The 17265-nt window shown below is 62.8% G+C and carries 17 protein-coding genes and 2 pseudogenes; 5 read left to right on the top strand and 14 right to left on the bottom strand.

Annotated elements, in window-relative coordinates:
• The first annotated feature begins 9 nt into the window (after nucleotides 1–9).
• The 3 genes from AB4Y43_RS01535 to AB4Y43_RS01545 all read left to right on the top strand — a co-directional run bounded on the left by AB4Y43_RS01535 (nucleotide 10) and on the right by AB4Y43_RS01545 (nucleotide 2284).
• Complete coding sequence (locus AB4Y43_RS01535) at nucleotides 10–495, top strand: hypothetical protein (RefSeq protein ID WP_368726861.1); 486 nt, start codon at nucleotides 10–12, stop codon at nucleotides 493–495.
• Between the two features lie 101 nt (nucleotides 496–596).
• Nucleotides 597–1406, top strand: coding sequence for a hypothetical protein (locus tag AB4Y43_RS01540; protein WP_368726862.1), 810 nt, complete (start codon nucleotides 597–599; stop codon nucleotides 1404–1406).
• 62 nt (nucleotides 1407–1468) lie between these two features.
• Nucleotides 1469–2284: a patatin-like phospholipase family protein gene (locus tag AB4Y43_RS01545; RefSeq protein WP_368726863.1), complete on the top strand. Its 816-nt coding sequence runs from the start codon at nucleotides 1469–1471 to the stop codon at nucleotides 2282–2284.
• A gap of 68 nt (nucleotides 2285–2352) precedes the next feature.
• On the opposite strand, the gene AB4Y43_RS01550 is transcribed toward AB4Y43_RS01545, so the two are convergent.
• The 6 genes and pseudogenes from AB4Y43_RS01550 to AB4Y43_RS01575 form a co-directional block, all read right to left on the bottom strand.
• Complete coding sequence (locus AB4Y43_RS01550) at nucleotides 2353–2637, bottom strand: hypothetical protein (protein ID WP_368726864.1); 285 nt, start codon at nucleotides 2635–2637, stop codon at nucleotides 2353–2355.
• Nucleotides 2634–3014: a hypothetical protein gene (locus tag AB4Y43_RS01555; protein ID WP_368726865.1), complete on the bottom strand. Its 381-nt coding sequence runs from the start codon at nucleotides 3012–3014 to the stop codon at nucleotides 2634–2636. The genes AB4Y43_RS01550 and AB4Y43_RS01555 overlap by 4 nt, the downstream gene beginning before the upstream one ends.
• A 9-nt stretch (nucleotides 3015–3023) precedes the next feature.
• On the bottom strand, nucleotides 3024–3383 hold the full coding sequence (locus AB4Y43_RS01560; protein ID WP_368726866.1) for a hypothetical protein: 360 nt from the start codon (nucleotides 3381–3383) through the stop codon (nucleotides 3024–3026).
• The gene (locus AB4Y43_RS01565; protein WP_368726867.1) at nucleotides 3380–3709 is read right to left on the bottom strand and encodes a hypothetical protein; all 330 of its coding nucleotides are present in this window, start codon (nucleotides 3707–3709) and stop codon (nucleotides 3380–3382) included. Before AB4Y43_RS01565 ends, AB4Y43_RS01560 begins: the two co-directional genes overlap by 4 nt.
• A 46-nt stretch (nucleotides 3710–3755) precedes the next feature.
• Nucleotides 3756–3989 carry a hypothetical protein gene (locus tag AB4Y43_RS01570; protein ID WP_368726868.1) on the bottom strand — a complete coding sequence of 78 codons (234 nt, stop codon included), beginning with the start codon at nucleotides 3987–3989 and terminating at the stop codon, nucleotides 3756–3758.
• A 208-nt stretch (nucleotides 3990–4197) separates the two neighbouring features.
• A pseudogene (locus AB4Y43_RS01575) lies at nucleotides 4198–4596 on the bottom strand (alpha/beta fold hydrolase); the annotation flags it as partial.
• A 103-nt stretch (nucleotides 4597–4699) separates the two neighbouring features.
• Here AB4Y43_RS01575 and AB4Y43_RS01580 point away from each other — a divergent pair.
• On the top strand, nucleotides 4700–5602 hold the full coding sequence (locus AB4Y43_RS01580; RefSeq protein WP_368684540.1) for a LysR substrate-binding domain-containing protein: 903 nt from the start codon (nucleotides 4700–4702) through the stop codon (nucleotides 5600–5602).
• On the opposite strand, the gene AB4Y43_RS01585 is transcribed toward AB4Y43_RS01580, so the two are convergent.
• The 4 genes from AB4Y43_RS01585 to AB4Y43_RS01600 all read right to left on the bottom strand — a co-directional run bounded on the left by AB4Y43_RS01585 (nucleotide 5603) and on the right by AB4Y43_RS01600 (nucleotide 10863).
• Entirely contained in the window at nucleotides 5603–7075 is a 1473-nt protein-coding gene (locus tag AB4Y43_RS01585) for an NAD-dependent succinate-semialdehyde dehydrogenase (protein ID WP_368684513.1), read from the bottom strand.
• 82 nt (nucleotides 7076–7157) lie between these two features.
• Entirely contained in the window at nucleotides 7158–7949 is a 792-nt protein-coding gene (gene hpaI, locus AB4Y43_RS01590) for a 4-hydroxy-2-oxoheptanedioate aldolase (protein WP_368684512.1), read from the bottom strand.
• Entirely contained in the window at nucleotides 7924–9258 is a 1335-nt protein-coding gene (locus tag AB4Y43_RS01595; protein WP_069266409.1) for an MFS transporter, read from the bottom strand. The genes hpaI and AB4Y43_RS01595 overlap by 26 nt, the downstream gene beginning before the upstream one ends.
• Nucleotides 9259–9315: 57 nt before the next feature.
• Nucleotides 9316–10863, bottom strand: coding sequence for a UxaA family hydrolase (locus tag AB4Y43_RS01600; protein ID WP_368602170.1), 1548 nt, complete (start codon nucleotides 10861–10863; stop codon nucleotides 9316–9318).
• Between the two features lie 206 nt (nucleotides 10864–11069).
• On the opposite strand from AB4Y43_RS01600, the gene AB4Y43_RS01605 reads away from it, so the two are divergent.
• A complete protein-coding gene (locus AB4Y43_RS01605; RefSeq protein ID WP_069266407.1) occupies nucleotides 11070–12122 on the top strand; it encodes a LacI family DNA-binding transcriptional regulator in 1053 nt (350 codons plus the stop codon).
• A gap of 81 nt (nucleotides 12123–12203) precedes the next feature.
• On the opposite strand, the gene AB4Y43_RS01610 is transcribed toward AB4Y43_RS01605, so the two are convergent.
• The 4 genes and pseudogenes from AB4Y43_RS01610 to AB4Y43_RS01625 form a co-directional block, all read right to left on the bottom strand.
• Entirely contained in the window at nucleotides 12204–13391 is a 1188-nt protein-coding gene (locus AB4Y43_RS01610; RefSeq protein ID WP_069266406.1) for a porin, read from the bottom strand.
• A 108-nt stretch (nucleotides 13392–13499) separates the two neighbouring features.
• On the bottom strand, nucleotides 13500–14831 hold the full coding sequence (locus AB4Y43_RS01615) for an MFS transporter (protein ID WP_368726869.1): 1332 nt from the start codon (nucleotides 14829–14831) through the stop codon (nucleotides 13500–13502).
• 1529 nt (nucleotides 14832–16360) lie between these two features.
• A pseudogene (locus AB4Y43_RS01620) lies at nucleotides 16361–16516 on the bottom strand (LysR substrate-binding domain-containing protein); the annotation flags it as partial.
• A 23-nt stretch (nucleotides 16517–16539) separates the two neighbouring features.
• Nucleotides 16540–17166 carry a response regulator gene (locus tag AB4Y43_RS01625; protein ID WP_342947259.1) on the bottom strand — a complete coding sequence of 209 codons (627 nt, stop codon included), beginning with the start codon at nucleotides 17164–17166 and terminating at the stop codon, nucleotides 16540–16542.
• Between the last annotated feature and the right edge of the window lie 99 nt (nucleotides 17167–17265).

The raw sequence follows: 17265 nt of genomic DNA on the forward strand, positions 1-17265 counted from the left end.
GGTTCCCACATGAAATCTCTCTATACCGCTGCGGCGGTAGGACTCGTTGCGTCTGTCGCTTTCCTCGCCGGCTGCAATGGCTCGGCTCCGACCGTGCCGAAACTCTCGCCCGCACAATTCGTCGCTGCCGTCTGCCCGTCCGTCAAGCAAGCCATGGCAGTCGCTCCGACCTTGACGGCGCTCATCCCCGCCGATGGTCAGACGAAGATCGCCGATGCCAAGCCCATCGTTGATGCTGCTTGTACGGCCGGCGCAACGATCTCGACGGACACGCCCGCGAAGTTCGTGGCAACCGTGTTCCCGGCTGTCAGCGTGGTTGTTGGCGCTGCTCCCGATGCTGTGCTCAACCAGAACACGAAGGCGCAGATTCAAGGCGCAATCCTGCTGGCCGAACTCGGCGTTGGCACTGTGACGGCTGTTCAGAATGCGGCGGCGGCTAGCGCCGCATCCGCCCCGGCTGTCGCTGTACCGGCTTCGGCTGCGAGCGGCGTGTGATTTAAGCAATCCGAAGTAATTGGGTGTAAAATAGCGGGACCGCAGTGTGTTATGAGCACGACTGCGACCCCTGACCACCATCCATGTAAGGAGCATGAACGATGGCTGCTATCCAGTATACACCCGGGCAACGATTCAATCGCCTGTCGTACGTCCGAGAAACCCCCTCATCCGATTCGAAGCGTCACGCCATTTTCCGGTGCGATTGCGGCAACGAGATTGATCTTCGGATCAGCAGCGTCACGAGCGGAAATACAAGTTCATGCGGCTGCCTAAAGCGCGAAGAGAGCGCCAAGAATGCCCGTAAGGACATGGAGCCCGGCGCCGCTTTCGATCGCCTGACCTTCCTATCTCATCTTGAAAGGAAGCGCAAGCACCTATGGCTTGGCCTGTTTCGGTGCGCGTGCGGACGCGAGATAGAGAAAGAAATCACACAAGTTCGGCAGGGCGCGGTTAGGTCTTGCGGCTGCCTGAAGATTGATCGAACTGTTGAGGCGTCAACGAAGCATGGAATGTCAAAGACGGCCTACTATGGCGTTTGGCTCACCATGATCCGCAGATGCACCGATCCGGCCAACGATAAATACAAGGATTACGGCGCCCGCGGAATTGGAGTATGCGAGCGGTGGATGAAGTTCGAGAACTTCCTTGCAGACATGGGGAAGCGTCCGGCTGGCGCGAGCATCGATCGACAGGACAATGACATTGGCTATCAGCCCGGGAATTGCCGCTGGGCGACTCCCACGCAACAGGCAAACAATACCCGCAAGAATGTCTTCATCGAGCGCCATGGACGGCGGCAAACGGTAGCGCAATGGGCCAGAGAACTCGGCCTGAACGAGACGACTATCCATCGCCGCCTGAAACGAGGGTGGACTCCAGAGATGACGCTTGAGCCGGTCAGTCCTTGACTGTTCCCCATTCATATATCAACCCCGCTTCGGCGGGGTTTTTTATTCCCCAGAGATTTGCAATGCGTCCAATTCGGGTTGCCCTTTCGGGCAGCGGTACAAAAGCCCCCGCTCACGTTGGGGCGCTTCAGGCTATCTCGGATGCGGGCTTCTCGCCAATCGAGATGTGCGGCACGTCTGGAGGCGCCCTTGTGAGCGCCCTCTATTCATGTGGCATGTCCTTGGCGGATCTCCGCGAACTCGCCATGACGATGGATTGGGCACCTCTCATGTCCGGCTCGCTCATGTCGATCATCACCGGCAAGGGCTACAGTTCCGGGAATGCCCTGCTTCAGTGGCTGCAAAAGCAGACCGCCGGCAAGACGTTCGATGATATCGATATGGAGTTGACTATCGTTTCGTCCGACATCTCGAGCGAGGTGCCGTATCTGTTCAGTAAGAAGCTCACACCGAAAACGCCGATTGCACTCGCCGGCCGCGCGTCGGCCTCTATCCCCATCTACTTTGTCCCGGTCGTGATTGATGGCAAGGTTCTGGTGGATGGCGGCTTGGTGTCGAACTGTCCCGTAGATGAACTGACGGAAGACGGGGTTCCGCGAATCGGCATCGATCTGGCTGGCATGAACTCGCCTCTGTCGCCGGGTGAGGATGGCATCACCAAGATCGCGCCTCATCTGATCGACCTGATGGTCCAGTCCACCGAGGACGCTCACATTGCCATCGGAAAGATGACTGGAGCCATCGTGGCGCAAGTGCCGTGCGGCTACGCCAGCCCGCTCGACAAGAGCCTCAATCCTGTGCTGCGGAACCGCCTGTACACGGATGGCTACGCCACCACGAAGGCAGCGCTGGCGCAGTTTGCTGGCGTCACAGTTTAGCCTTTGTAAACCGCAGCAACAGTTCCAGCGCTGTATCCCGCTACGCCCTCGGGTGTAGCGGCACCCCTCTATTGCTTGCCGCTCGGCAACGCGTCTGAATAAACACATTCCACCTCCGGCTTCGCGGGCATGACTCGGTAATCGCTGGCCGCACCACCAATAACCGAACAGGTTACACCGACCCATTGCGGCTCTATCATCCCCTCTAGCACTTCCCGAAGGTCATCTACATGAACGAAGTCGCCTGATTGGCCTTGCTCGCATGGAGCTACGCCATATCCGCCATCAAAATCCGGCGTCACGTCCCAACGCTGCAGCTTCGCCAGTATCGCTTCGACTTGATCGCGGGTCATGATTTGTCCTTCGGCGCAAAGTGCAGGATCGCCAGTAGTTCCTTCGCGGTGAACTCGCCATCTAGCCTTATGCTGTCACAATGCGCCCAGTCCGGGCGATTGCCGGAATCATCCCAATCAATCCATGCGCTGCCACCACGCAGGATCTCGCGCGCTTCGTCGTCAGTCATGCGAGCATCCAACTCCGCCGCAGCCTTGAGCAGAATCCCCGCGAAAACAACTCGCATTGGATCGTCGCCCTGGAGATTCGCGGCGATCTGCCGAAGCGTCTCCGCGCTTGATGGCGCCGGCGCAAAGTTGCCTTCAATGCTTCCCCTGAATGGCGTTGTTGCCGGCAAGCCCAGGAACCCGATACTGACCTGCACTTTGTCGCTCACCCCTTTCTCCTATTCATTCGCATCGTCAGTCCAATGGACGGGCGTCTCCAAATCTCCCATCAGCTCGACCGGCGCGCATCCAGACCGAAACGTGATCTGAAAATTCACCGTTCGCTCCACTGGCTCGCTAAACGAAATCACATATGGCGGTGGCACATCTGGGCCAACCGCACCGAACGATGCCATGAGATCGAGCATCGTTTGCTTGTTGCATTCCCTGCCAGCAAACGGCTCTATCGTCCGCCTTACCATGGCCAGCGTTTCCTGGTACTCCCGGAAGAATCGCCGCTTGTATGCGCGCCGCCCGCGAGTGTTGAGGCCGTTAGCCCGAGCCACCCTCTCAAATAGCTTCCTGGCTTCTCGCTTCATCGGTTAGCCTCCACAGCATCGCGCACGTGGTTCTCGCGGGGCTTGGTGTCATTGGATGGTGCGGTTGTCGGGCCGTCATGCGTCGGGCCGCGCCATTCGTGGTCGGCAAGCAGCGGATCCACTTGGAACACCGCTCCGCACGCGCACGCGACCATATGTTTCATGTGCCGCTCCCAATATGGGATCAGCAGCATGATTTGGCCATGACAGAGTATGCAGCCAAAACACTTCTGGACCGAGACGCCCTCGTATGCGGGCTGGGCTTCATATTCGGTCGGATCGTACTCGTCGTCCCAATCGGCGTCGTCGCCAAATATCCCAAACATCACCCCTCCACTCGAAATTTGTTCAGTCCGCTCTAAAAATTGTCGTTCAATACGGCACCCCACCCCTATCCCACGGCTTCCCCGATCCCGTAAAACTCGCCGAGACATCAATCTTCGCGTTCCGATCGCGCTTCGTGGATTCGATGCGCTCAGTACCGGGTAGACCGAATGCCCACCACTTCGCGGTTTCGGCGTCGGTCATGTGGAAGTTCGTTTCCTTGCGTCCGCCCCAATGACCTGTTTCGATGAAGACGTAGCGGTACTCGAATAGTGGTTCCATGGCTGATCCCTGTATAGATATACAGCTATTCTAGCCCGAAGCTGGGCCCGGTATTCGCCGCTACTTTTGCGGTGATTGCTGGGCGCTATTCGCCGCATCTCAGGGACAATTCCGGGGACAATCAGGTTTTCTGTAGGGCCATACCGGGCCGAAAATCCAAAGGAATCAATGCGTTTATGGCCCTAAGTTATCGCACAGTACCCTAATGATTGGTACCGTATCCCACCGATAGCATCACCAGATGAGAAGCCACGCCGTCACGCAGGCCGCACGCATTCGCGACCGCGCGTGCGCCCCAATCATGGCCGACCAATACCGGCTGCTCAACGCCCAGCACGGCGAGAAAATCCAGAAGATCGCGGCCCAGCGCGGACAACTGGCCGCTGCGCGGCGTGGCCGTATCGCGGAAGCGGGTGGGTGCGAAGCCCCGCAGCGCCGGCGCGAGAACGCGGTAACCCGCATCGGCCAGAATGGGCGCGACGTTCTTCCAGGACTGGGGGCTGTCCGGCCAGCCGTGCACCAGCACCGCTGTGCGCGCCCCCTGCGGGTTCCATTCGAGCCAGGCGATGTCGAGCCGCCCGGTGGCGGCATGCTGGTAGGTGTTCATCGTGTTCCTCGTGCAAACAGGGAAGTCCCACGATAGCTCGACGCCTCGTGCCGATTGGTGAATAATCACTAATCATTGGTGATTTTTCGCGTTGAATGATCTGATGGACACGCTGCCCACTGCCGACGGTGTTCCGCTCGATACCGTGTTGCTGCGCACTTTTTTCGAAGTCGTGGACAGCGGCAGCTTTGCCACGGCCGCCGAGCGTCTGGCGCTGACCCCTTCGGCCGTGAGCGGACATATCAAGCGCCTCGAACAGATCGTCGGTGTCGGACTACTGACACGCACGACTCGCCACCTGGAATTGACGCAAGCCGGCGACACCTTGTACGCCTACGGCCGAAACATCCTGGATCTGGAACGCGAAGTCCGCGCGAAACTACGCGGTACGCCGCTGCGCGGGCTGCTGCGAGTCGGTGCATCGGAAGATTTCGCGGGCGCGTGGCTGCCCCAGGTGTTGCAGCGTTTTCGCCGCCAGCATCCCGAAGCGACAATCGACCTGAGAGTCGGCATCACGGCCGATCTGTTGCGTCAGCAGGAGCGCGGCCGTCTGGATCTCGTGTTCGGCAAGCAATGCAGCCGTGTCGGCAAAGGCGGCACGCTGCTGTGGGAAGAGCCGCTAGTCTGGGCCTACGCGGAAGATGCGGATCTGGATCTCGACCAGCCGCTGCCGCTGGCCGCTTTCCCCGATCCCTGCATTTATCGCGAGTCGGCGATCACCGCACTGAACAAAGCCGGTCGAGCGTGGCGCCTGGTGTTCGAGAGCAGCAGCATGGCGGGCTGCCTGTCGGCGGCGAGATCGGGTTTCGCAGTGACGGTCATCGCCGATAGTCAGCGAGTCGATGGCTTGCGCTTGCTGGGTCGCAAGGAAGGACTGCCCGCGTTGCCAGTTGCGCGTTTCTACGCGTTTCCTCGTACCGACTCGCCGGCCTGCGCGGCTTTGATCGATGCTGCATGCCGCGCAGGCCAGCAGGGCCGCTTCAGCCCACGCGCACTTCGCGGGTGATCAGTCGAGCCCGCCCTGGCACAAATACTTGATGCTCAGGTAGTCGTCGAGGCCGTACTTCGAGCCTTCGCGCCCATAGCCAGACTCCTTCACGCCGCCAAAAGGCGCCGCCTCGCTGGCCACGGCGCCTTCATTGATGCCAACGATGCCGACTTCCAGTTTTCGCGCCACGCGATCGATCCGGCGCACGTCGTTCGTGTAGAAGTAAGCCGCGAGACCGAAAGGCGTGTCGTTTGCGATCCTGATGACCTCGTTCTCGTCCGTGAAGCGGAACAGCGGCGCGACAGGGCCGAACGTTTCCTCGCAGCACAGCACCATTGCGTCGGTCGCGTCGGCGAGCACGGTGGGCGCGTAATAGTTCGGCCCCAGCTCGGCGAGCCGCTTGCCGCCCGCTAGTGCGCGCGCGCCATTCGCCACGGCGTCCTCGACGTGCTTCGCGATCTTCTCGATCGCACGCTCGTTGATCATCGGACCGATCTGCGCCTTCGGGTCCGTTGCGGGTCCCACGTGAAGCGCTGCGACGCGCTTCGCCAGCAGATCGCCAAATCGTTCGTACACCGATTCATGCACGTAGATGCGGTTGGGGCACACGCAGGTCTGCCCGCCGTTGCGGAACTTGGCCGCCATCAAGCCGTTGACGGCTGCCTCGAGGTCGGCGTCCTCGAACACGATAAACGGCGCGTTGCCGCCCAGTTCCAGCGAGAGCTTCTTGAGCGTGGCTGCCGATTCGCGCGCCAGATGCTTGCCCACTGCGGTCGAGCCTGTGAAGGTGATCTTGCGCACGCGGTCGTCGGCGAGCCAGTCGGCAACAGCGGCGATCCCTTTGTCCCGCGCGGCCGAGATCATGTTGAGCACGCCGTCGGGCAAGCCCGCTTCCTGCGCGAGCGCGGCCAGTGCGAGCGCCGTAAGTGGCGTGTCCTCGGCGGGCTTAGCCACGACTGTGCAGCCTGCAGCGAGCGCCGGTGCGATCTTGCGCGCGATCATTGCGAGCGGGAAGTTCCACGGCGTGATCGCGGCGACCACGCCAATCGGCTCCTTGATCGCGCTCATGCGCTTGCCGCGCTGTGTCTGCGGAATGATGTCGCCGTAGACCTTGGTCGCCTCTTCGGCAAACCATGCGACGTACGACGCACCATACGCAACCTCGCCGCGCGCCTCCGCAAGCGGCTTGCCCTGCTCCATCGACATGAGGCGCGCGAGGTCCTCGGTGTTCTCGACAATGAGCGCGTGCCAACGGTTGAGCACGTGCGCCCGCTCGCGGGGCAGCCTGTCGCGCCAGGCGGGCAAGGCGCGGCTCGCCGCGTCCGTCGCCGCGCGGGCGTCGGCGGCGCTGCTGCTGGCCACCTGCGCGAGCGTGCCCTGCGTCGCCGGATTCGTCACGGCGTAACGGTTGCCTCCGGCGGCGGCGATCCACTTGCCGTCGATGAAATTATCCTGTCGAAGCAGTTCGCCTCGCGTCAACTCCAAACTCACTGCGTGCTCCTTTCTACAAGGGATGTCGTGATCCGTTAAACCGTCGCGACGGGTGTGACCGGCGAACCGAACGCGCGCGGCATTAGCCCGCCGTGCGCACGTCCGCGAAATCGCGCGCGAGCTTGCGCGCCGCGTTCGCGAACATCAGGATGTCCACGCCGGTCGCGACAAACGTGCAGCCGAGCTCCAGGTAGTGACGCGCGAGCGCCGGGTCGGACGTGAGTGTGCCCGCCGCCTTGCCCGACGCGACGATCGTGCGGATCGCGTTGTCGATCGCCTGCTGCACTTCGGGATGCGTGGCCTTGCCGCGATGGCCCATCGAGGCCGCGAGATCGGCCGGTCCGATGAACACGCCGTCCACGCCGTCCACCGCGCAGATCGATTCGAGGTTGCCCAGCGCCGTCGCCGTTTCGGCTTGCACGAGCAGGCACACTTCGTCATCCGAAATATCTAGATAATCGGTCCGTAGACTCCAGCGCGACGCACGGCCCACGGCGCTGCCCACGCCGCGAATGCCATGCGGCGGATAGCGCACGGCGGCGACGAGCGCGCGTGCTTCTTCGGCGGTATCGACCATCGGCACAAGCAGGTTGCGCGCGCCGATATCGAGCAGCCGCTTGAGCAGCGCCGGATCGCCGTTCACGGGGCGAACGACCGGCTCGGCCGGGTACGCCGCCACGGCCTGCAATTGCGCGAGGATCGTGCGCAGTTCGTTGGGTGCGTGCTCGCTGTCGATGAGGAGCCAGTCGAAACCGGCCGTCGCGCTCACTTCGGCGAGATACGGATCGGCCATGGAAAGCCAGAAGCCGACTTGCTTCCTGCGCGCGGCGAGCGCGGCTTTGAACGGATTAAGCCCTGACGTCTGCGGGTTCATGAATGCGTGTCTCCTGTGAGGGGTCGCCGAATTGAATGGGTTCCACCTTCCCGAGGAGGAACAGATAGTTGAGGATCGCTATGCCGATCAGCGCCGCCGAGAACAGCAGCGCGGCAACGAACGAGCCGGTCGCGCCGACGATGGCGCCCGTGACGATCGGGCCGACCACACCGCCGAGATTCGACACCGTGTTTTGCAGCCCCGCGATCATCGAAACCGCATTGGGCGGCGCGACGTCGCCGGGCAGCGCCCACACCTGCGAGGCCGCGACCGTCGTGCCGGACTTCGCGATGCACAGCAGCAGCACCGCCACGAGCGCCGAATGCGCGAACGCCGCGAAGCCGATGCTCGACGCCATCACGAGCCCGATCACGAGAAAGAGCTTGCGCGTTGCCGTGAGAGAAAGCTTGCCGCTCGCGAAGACGCGATCCGACGCCCAGCCCGCGAAAATCTCGACGACGATCGACACGAGCAGCGGCAACGAGGCCATCCAGCCCATTTGCAGCACGCTCATGCCGCGTTCCTTCATCAAATACGTGGGCAGCCACGTGATGAAGAAGTACGAGTTGTAATTGATCATGAAAAAGCCGATGCACATCGCCCACACATTGCGGTGCGCAAGCAGCTTGCGCCACGGCGGACGCACGGGCGGCTGCGCGCTGTGCACGCCTTTATCGCTTTCGATGTGCGCGAGTTCCGCCGCATTCACGCGCCGATGATCGGCGGGTGAATCGGTGAAGCTCACTAGCCACACGACGAACCACACAACGCCGAGCAGGCCCGTGAGCACGAAGGTCATCTTCCAGTCGAATGCGGCCAGCATCCACGCGATCAGCGGCAAGGCAATCGCGCCGCCCAGCTTCGAGCCGCTGTCGAAGATGCCCGCGACGGTCGCGCGTTCCTTGCGCGGAAACCAGCGCGTGGCGATACCGGCGTTGCTCGGGTACGCACCCGCCTCGCCCACGCCCAGCGCCACGCGCAACGCGACGAGCGAGCGAAAGCCGCTCGCGAGGCCCGTCATCGCGGTCGCGAGCGACCACCAGAGCACCGCGAAACCCAGCACTTTCTTCTGGCCCAGGCGATCGGCGAGCAAGCCCGCGGGCAATTGCAACAGCGCATACGACCAGAAGAACGCCGACATGACGATGCCCATCTGCATCGCGTCGAGATGAAACTCCGACTGAATTTTCGGGGCTGCCGCCGAGAGCACCGTGCGATCGATATAGTTGATCGCGATGGCGGCCCACATGAGGCCCGCGACCCACCAGCGCATCTTCGATCGGCCATGCCGTTGTGCAGATTCGAGCATCTGCTGTCTCCCTTCCTGTTCTATTGATACCGATTCGAGGCGCGCAGTTACGCGCCTTCAGCTCACGATGCCCATGTGCCAGGGCACGAATTCGTTGTCGCCGAGTCCGAGCAGTTCGCTCTTCGTGCGCTCGCCGGAAGCCGCGCGAACTATCAGATCGAAGATGTCCTGACCCATTTCCTCGATCGTGCGTTCGCCGTCGATCACGAGACCGCAGTTGATGTCCATGTCCTCTTCGAGGCGAGTGAACATAGGTGTGTTGCTCGCGAGCTTGAGCGTCGGCGCGGGCTTCGAGCCGAACATGGAGCCGCGCCCCGTCGTGAAGCAGATCAGGTTCGCGCCGCTCGCGATCTGCCCCGTCACCGCGACGGGATCATAGCCGGGCGAGTCCATGAACACGAAGCCCGCGCGATCGATCGGTTCTGCGTATTCGTACACGGCCTGCAGCGGCGTCGTGCCGCCCTTCATCGCGGAACCGAGCGACTTTTCGAAGATGTTGGCGAGACCGCCCTGCTGGTTGCCCGGCCCGACCACGCCGTTGAACTGACCATTCTGGCCGCGCGTATAGCGCTCCCACCACGCGAGCCGGTCGAGCAGCTTCTGGCCGACTTCGGGCGACACGGCGCGGCGGGTGAGCATGTATTCGACGCCATGAATCTCGGGCGTTTCGGAGAGGATCGCGGTGCCGCCGTGCCGCACGAGCAGGTCCATCGCCGCGCCCAGCGCCGGATTCGCGGTGATGCCCGAGAAGCCGTCCGAGCCGCCGCATTCGAGACCGATCTTCAGATGGCTGACGGGCACCGGCGTACGGACGATGTCGTTTGCGGCAGGCAGCATGTCCTGCACGGCCTGGATGCCGGCTTCGATCGTCGCGCGCGTGCCGCCCGTGTCCTGCATCACCAGCGCGTGCACGGCCTTGCCCGTCTCCAACCCTTGCGAGTCGAGCAGATCGCCGACCTGGTTGCGCTCGCAACCCAGTCCGACGATGAGCACGCCGCCCAGGTTAGGATGACGCGCGTAGCCCGCAATGGTGCGGCGGAGCACGTCGAAGTGCTCGCTCGGCGAGGACATGCCGCAACCGCTGGTTTGCGCGAACGCGACCACGCCGTCGACATTGGGATAATCGCGCAGGCGTTCGGGCGTGAAGTAATCGGCGATATGGCGAATGACCGTGGCCGAACAATTGACCGACGCGATGATGCCGACGAAGTTGCGCGTGGCGACGCGGCCGTCGGGCCGCACGATGCCGTTGAACGTCGCGCGCTGCTCGGGCGCAACGTAATCGACTGGCTTTACGTCGAGACCGAAGCCTGGATCGCGGTCGAAATCGACGAGCGTGATGTTGTGCGTGTGAACGTGGTCGCCGGGCTCGATGTCGCGCGCGGCCACCCCGATCACGGTGTCGTACTTGCGGATGGGCTCGCCCGACGCAATGCGCCGCGCCGCCACCTTGTGGCCCGCGGCGACCTGCGCGCGCAGGCGAATCGCTTCGCCTTCGATCAGGACTTGATGCCCGATCGTCAGCGGCTCGCGCGCGATCAGGACGTTGTCGTTTGGGTTGAGCCGGATCAACGGCCCGCTATAGGACTTGTTGGACTGGAGCATTCGCCTGTCTCCGCTGACGATCCGGACGGCGCGCAGGGGCACCTGCTCCGGTCCCATGCGAGATGGTTGCTGGCGGCGCCGGGAAACGCGCTGCCTATCGTTCTGGAACAAAGTTACCGGTTAATGTAACCGGTAACATAGATGCCATCGTAGTACAGTTTTGGGATAATTGCCAACACCTTTTTGCAGCAGGAGCGCCCGCGCCCGTGACCAAGACCTCGACAGAATTCGCCCCGCCCGCCACCGGGACCGCGTCGCGGCGTGCCCGCAAGAACACCGGCCGGGTCACGCTCAGCGATCTGGCCCGTCTGACCGGGGTCACGAAGGTCACGGTTTCGCGCGCCCTCAACAACCCCGAGCTCGTTTCGGTCGAAACGTTGGAGCGCGTGCGCGAGGCCGTGCGGCAAACTGGCTACACGCCCGACCTGATCGCGGGCTCGCTCGCCTCGAATCGCAGCCACCTCGTCGTCGCGCTGATCCCGGCGATGGCGGGCAGCGTGTTCCAGGAAACCGTCGCGGCCCTGACCGCAGAGCTGGAGACGGCCGGCTATCAGTTGCTGCTCGGCCAGAGCGGCTACGACGAATCGCGCGAAGAGGCGCTGCTCGACGCCATCATCGGCCGGCGTCCGGCCGGCATCGTGCTCACCGGCGTGATCCACTCGGAGGCGTCGCGGCAGAAACTGCGCGCGGCCGGCATTCCCGTGGTCGAAACGTGGGACATCACGCGCTCGCCGCTCGACATGCTGATCGGTTTCTCGCACACGCGCGTGGGCGAAGCGGCTGCGCGCTACCTGCGTGAGCGCGGCGCGCGGCATCCGGCCATCGTCACCCCGGGCGACCGCCGGGCGAAGCTGCGCGCCGACGCCTTCATCGAAGCCTTCGGCAGCGAGCGCGAGATTCCCGTGGCCGCCGTGCCCTCACCCGCGCATCTCGGCGACGGACGACGCGCGTTCGCAAAGCTGCTCGACGACCATCCGCAGATCGATGCAATCTTCTGCGGCGCCGACATCATGGCGCTCGGCGTGCTCATGGAAGCCCATGCGCGCAAGCTCGACGTGCCGGGACGCCTCAGGGTGATTGGCTACGGCGACCAGAATTTCGCCGCCGACGCCGACCCGCCGCTCACGACGATTCGCATCGACGGCACGAAAATCGGCAAGCTGGCGGCGTCCATGCTGATCGAGAAAATCGAGACCGGCACGAGCAAGCGCGCGAAAGTGGACGTCGGTTTCACGCTGATCGAGCGCGGCTCGGCCTGAGATTCGTCGTCTCGCGATGGCTACGCAAAAAGGCCTCGCAAACATCGCGAGGCCTTTTGCTTTTAGCGCCTGAAAGCGCGCTCAGAACTTCGTGCGGATGCCCGTGAACACGTCGACCTGGCGATTCGTGGACGATGCGCCGCCCGCATAGGCGATCGCCGCGATCCGGCTGTAAGTCGAACCCACGCGCGTCGACGCGTCGCCGGCCGCGAGTTGATACGTGCCCGAAAGGTAGACGTCCGTGCGCTTCGAGAGCGCGTAATCCACGCCCAGCGTGAACTGATGCCACTTCGGCTTGAGCGTCGCGCCGCCCGTGCCCGGCAGACCGTTCGCGCGGCCGTCGGTGAACGTGTACACGCCGATCAGCGTCGTGGCCGGCGTGAGCAGGTAGCGCAGGTTCGCGTCGTAGTTGTTGAACTTGCGCGTGGAACCGTCGTTGTAGTTGAGTTCGGTGTGGCTGAACGCAAAGCCCGCAATCGCGCTGCCGATCTTGTAGTTCGCGCCGGCCACCGCAATCTGCTGACGGGCTACGCCGCCGTCGAGCCCGTAGAAGAATCCGCCGCTGTAGTCGTCGCCGGTCGTGCTCGACGCGCCGCCGATCGCGCCGCTCGTGTTGGTCGTCGTGTTCGGATGATCGAGCAGCACGTAGCCGCCGCCGATCGAGAGCGGTCCGTTCACGTAATTCGCGGCGACGCCCCAGGCGCGATTGTTGCCGAAGCCTTGCCCGGCCGAGCCGCTCGCCTGGTTGCTGAACGCGTACATGCCGTCGACAGTGAAGCCCGCGATGGTGTCGCTGCGGAACTTCAACGCGTTGTTGATGCGGAACGTCTGGTTCAGGTTGTCGTTGTCGCCCACGTGGGTGGACGGCGACCACGTGCCCGGACCTGCGTACTGCGCAACGAGATCCGCCAGCGGTTCATACTGGCGGCCGAGCGTGAACGTGCCGATGCCGCTCTTCGCAATGCCTACGAACGCGCTGCGGCCGAACAAACGCCCGCCTTGCGCGGCCGTGCCGTCGCTGGGCTTGAAACCGCCTTCGAGCGTAAACACCGCGCTCAATCCACCGCCGAGATCCTCGTTGCCTTTCAGGCCCCACCGGCTGCCGCTCAGGCGGCCGCTCGTCAGCTGGAACGCCGAGCCGCCCTTGATGTTGTTGACGTAGCCAATACCGGCATCGACGAGACCATACAGCGTGACGGAACTCTGGGCCTGCGCCACGACGGGTGCGACGGACAAAAGCCCGGCCGCTGCGAAAAGTGCTTTTTTCATACAGGTGACCTGTCTGGTTTTAATATTTACAGGAGTACTACGCATTCCGGCTTGAAAGGAATTAGCGGGAATTTTTCCATCGACAAAACGAGGGCCGAACCGGTGGATTTACGGGGCGTTGCTGTACTCGCGCGCCTGCGGCTGCGTCGAGGCACCGTCGAGACGAATCGGCTCGACCTTGCCCAGCAGGAACAGATAGTTGATGATCGCCACGCCGATCAGCGCCGACGACACCACGAGCGCGGGCACGAACGAACCCGTCGCGCCGACGATCGCGCCCGTCACGATCGGGCCAACCACACCGCCGATGTTCGATACCGTGTTCTGGACGCCCGCAACCATCGACACGGCGTTGCGCGGTGCGACGTCAGCTGGGAGCGCCCAGACCTGCGAAGCCGCCACGGTCGTGCCCGACTTAGCAATGCATAAGAGCAGCACCGCAACGGCGGCCGAATCGGCGAACGCGGCGAAACCAATGCTCGATGCCATCAGCAAGCCGATCACGAGAAAGAGCTTGCGCGTGGCGGTGAGCGAAAGCTTGCCCGAGGCAAACACGCGATCCGAGGCCCAACCCGCGAAAATCTCCATCACGATCGAGGCGAGCAGCGGCAGCGACGCCATCCAGCCCATTTCCATCATCGTCATGCCACGCGCCTTCACGAGATACGTGGGCAGCCACGTGATGAAGAAGTACGAGTTGTAGTTGATCATGAAGAAGCCGATACACATCGCCCAGATGTTGCGATGCGCGAGCAGCTTGCGCAGCGGCGGCCTCGCCGCCCGGTCGCTTTGCTCCGCCAGCAAATCGCTCTCGATGTGCGCGAGTTCCTCGGAATTGACCCGCTTGTGGTCACGCGGCGAATCGCTGAACGTGAACTGCCACACGACGTACCAGATCAGGCCGAGCAATCCAGTCAGCGCGAAGGTGATCTTCCAGTCGAACGCCGTGAGCATCGCGGCGATGAGCGGCAGCGCAATGGCGCCGCCGAGCTTCGAACCGCTGTCGAAAATGCCCGCGACCGTCGCGCGCTCGCTGCGCGGGAACCACTTCGACGCAATGCCCGCGTTGCTCGGATACGCGCCCGCCTCGCCCACGCCAAGCGCCACGCGCAACGCGACGAGCGATTTGATACCGTTCGCCACGCCCGTGGCCGCCGTCGCCAGCGACCACCAGAGCACCGCGAAACCCAGTACTTTCTTCTGGCCCAAACGATCGGCGAGAAACCCCGCGGGCAATTGCAGCAGCGCGTACGACCAGAAGAACGCCGACATGACGACACCCATTTCGACCGCGCTCAAATGGAATTGCGACTGGATGCGCGGCGCCGCCGCCGACAACACCGTGCGGTCGATGTAGTTGATCGCGATCGCCGCCCACATGAGGCCGGCAACCCACCAGCGAATCCTGGAACGGCTCCGCGCGTTGGTGGCGAGATGCATCTCGTGTCTCCTGTTCTATTAATAATGGTCGCTTCCGGCCGCGCCGGGGTGAATCCCGGCTTTGCCCGCCGCAATGTTACCGTTTACTGTAACCGGTAACATTCGGCGCAATCGTAGTATGTCCGCCGGAGAAATGCCAGCGTCTTTTCCTTGGGGTAATTGCGGATACCCGCCTTTCAATTCGCAAGGATTGCCTGCGTTGGCGAGTATGAAACGGCGGAGGACTGGCAAGCGGAACAGGTCGACTTGATATTCCCGCAGGCTCTCGTGCAGACAAGTTACGGACCTCGCGCCATCAACCCAGTATTCGGCGTGGATTTGTTCGTGTGACCAGTAGGAGTCTTAACTAAATTGCAGGCGTTCGCCGCGTGCAGCGAATCTGTCGATGCTTTCGGAGCCTGGCGCGCCCGACTTCTTAACTATACACCGCCCCTGACACGTTCCCAACCGTGCCTCACAGCCGTCTTGAAGCGTTCCCATCCACTTTCCGGATATCGCGACTCCCAGTTCGCGCGCGCACTCGCTTCCACGCCCTGCCAGTCTGACCCGCGAAACCGCTCGTCGCGTCCGAGCGTGGCGCCGTGTGAGTAGGCACGTCGATACTCGTCGAATGACGCACCCGTGTTCGCGTAATGTGCGTCGTAGTCCTTTTTAAATTCGCTGTCGTACGGGTGTGGGTCGTCATGCTGGGCGCCGAGACCGGGGTCGCCCATGAAGCCCGTCATTGGACGCTGGGCGTTTGCCGCGGCGGCGTTGCCGTCGGGCGCTTGCGCGGCGTGAGGCTGCTTCTCCCCTGCCGGGGTCGGCCCTCGCCCTGCCGCGGCAGGAGCACCCGGGGAAGGCGCCGGCCGCGCCGCCGATGCGGCCCGCGTGTCGCCTGGCCACCCGTGTGTGACTTCCAGCGGCTTGGCGCGTTCGCCGATCACGCCGCCGCCTGGATGCGCTGTGTGTTCCGGACCTTGCGCCTTCGCAGAACCCGTACGCCACGCATTGGCGCGCTCCTCGATGTCGGCAGCGCCCATGCGGCTCATCGTTTCAATCGCCTGATCGACCTGTGATTCAGAAACATCGACGCTGACTACCGTGCCACCGCGACGGATGAATTCCCTGTAATCCTCCGCATCGGATGGATACGCTCCCTTCGTGAAGATGCGCGTGAACAACTGTTCCAGTCGATCGAAGACTTTCTTGTGGTGGTGCGTATCGACAGCGCCCTGCACATAGACACGTGGCCCCTTTTCGCGGGGAGCATCAGCCGATATCGAGTAGATGGCAATATCCGCTTGGGCTATCCCAGCCTCGCCCAGTGCGCGCTGCGCCGAACTCGCATTCGCGTAGCTGTCGTACACGCCTAACACGGTTGGCCTCATGACTTTCCCCTCCGCAATTGCGCGCGGCGTCCTCGCCGCCTGTCGGCGCAAGCCGCATAACTCATGCCCGCGTTCGTCGTATAGACCGCCACGAAGAAGCTTGCACGCCTTGGATTGTAGGCCGTGACCGATATGCGCGTAACATGATCCGCGAGCTCGCACGAGATCGACAGTCGCATCGGAGAGATGCAGGTCGATCGACACCTCGGGGTAGAAGCCCGGCAGCAGCGGCGCGACCCAGCGCAGGCCGAACGACATCGGCACGGCCAGGCGCACCAGTCCGCGCGGCTGCATCGACATTTCGCGCGCCGCGCTTTATCGGCATCGCAGACGCAAGATCAGCTTGGGGCGGTATTGATCGGGTCAACTGTAATCTGCTCAAAGCGCGTCAGCGTCGCAACGCTACACACCATGATCTCGTACAAGTCGATTGCCAGCCCGGTCTCGATACCGCGCCGTTCAAGCCCGGATATCCGGCGCTCCTGCTCGGCCACCAGTTCGAAGGCGCGCGCAACGCGCTGATGCTGCCGATTCGCGATTGCCGATGTCATGCCCGATTTTCCCAACCAGTACGCGGCGCGATGCGACTTCGGGAGTTCGCTTGCGCTTCCACACTTCTTGCGCTCTGAAAGGCTCGCAAGGGCATCGAGAAGCAGGCTTGGGTCAAAAGGTTTGTGGAGAAAACCTTCGGCAACGATACCTGCGCGTGTGTCGTCTCCAGACATGAGAATGACTGAAACATCGCAAAACCGTGGGATAGCTCGCAACATCGATACGGCGTCCGGCCCTTCGAGAACAGGCATGTGGACGTCGGAGACAATCACCTCTGGCGTGGCGGCCAGGGCCGCCGAAACCGTTTCCAGGCCATTGCCGGCGGTCGCGACTTCATGGCCGGCGTCGCCCAGCAAGGTCTGAAGTGCATCACGAAAAGCGGTATCGTCGTCAGCCAGTAGTACGCGGCTCATCGCTATTTCCCATACAGTTGGCTACTTCGCCGCATCGGTCGTTCCCACCGACAAATACCAGAAACTGATTTCGGAAACCACGGAGCGGTCGTGCCCCGA

Origin of the sequence: Paraburkholderia sp. BR10872, from assembly GCF_040965835.1 — a bacterium.
Classification (GTDB): domain Bacteria; phylum Pseudomonadota; class Gammaproteobacteria; order Burkholderiales; family Burkholderiaceae; genus Paraburkholderia; species Paraburkholderia nodosa_A.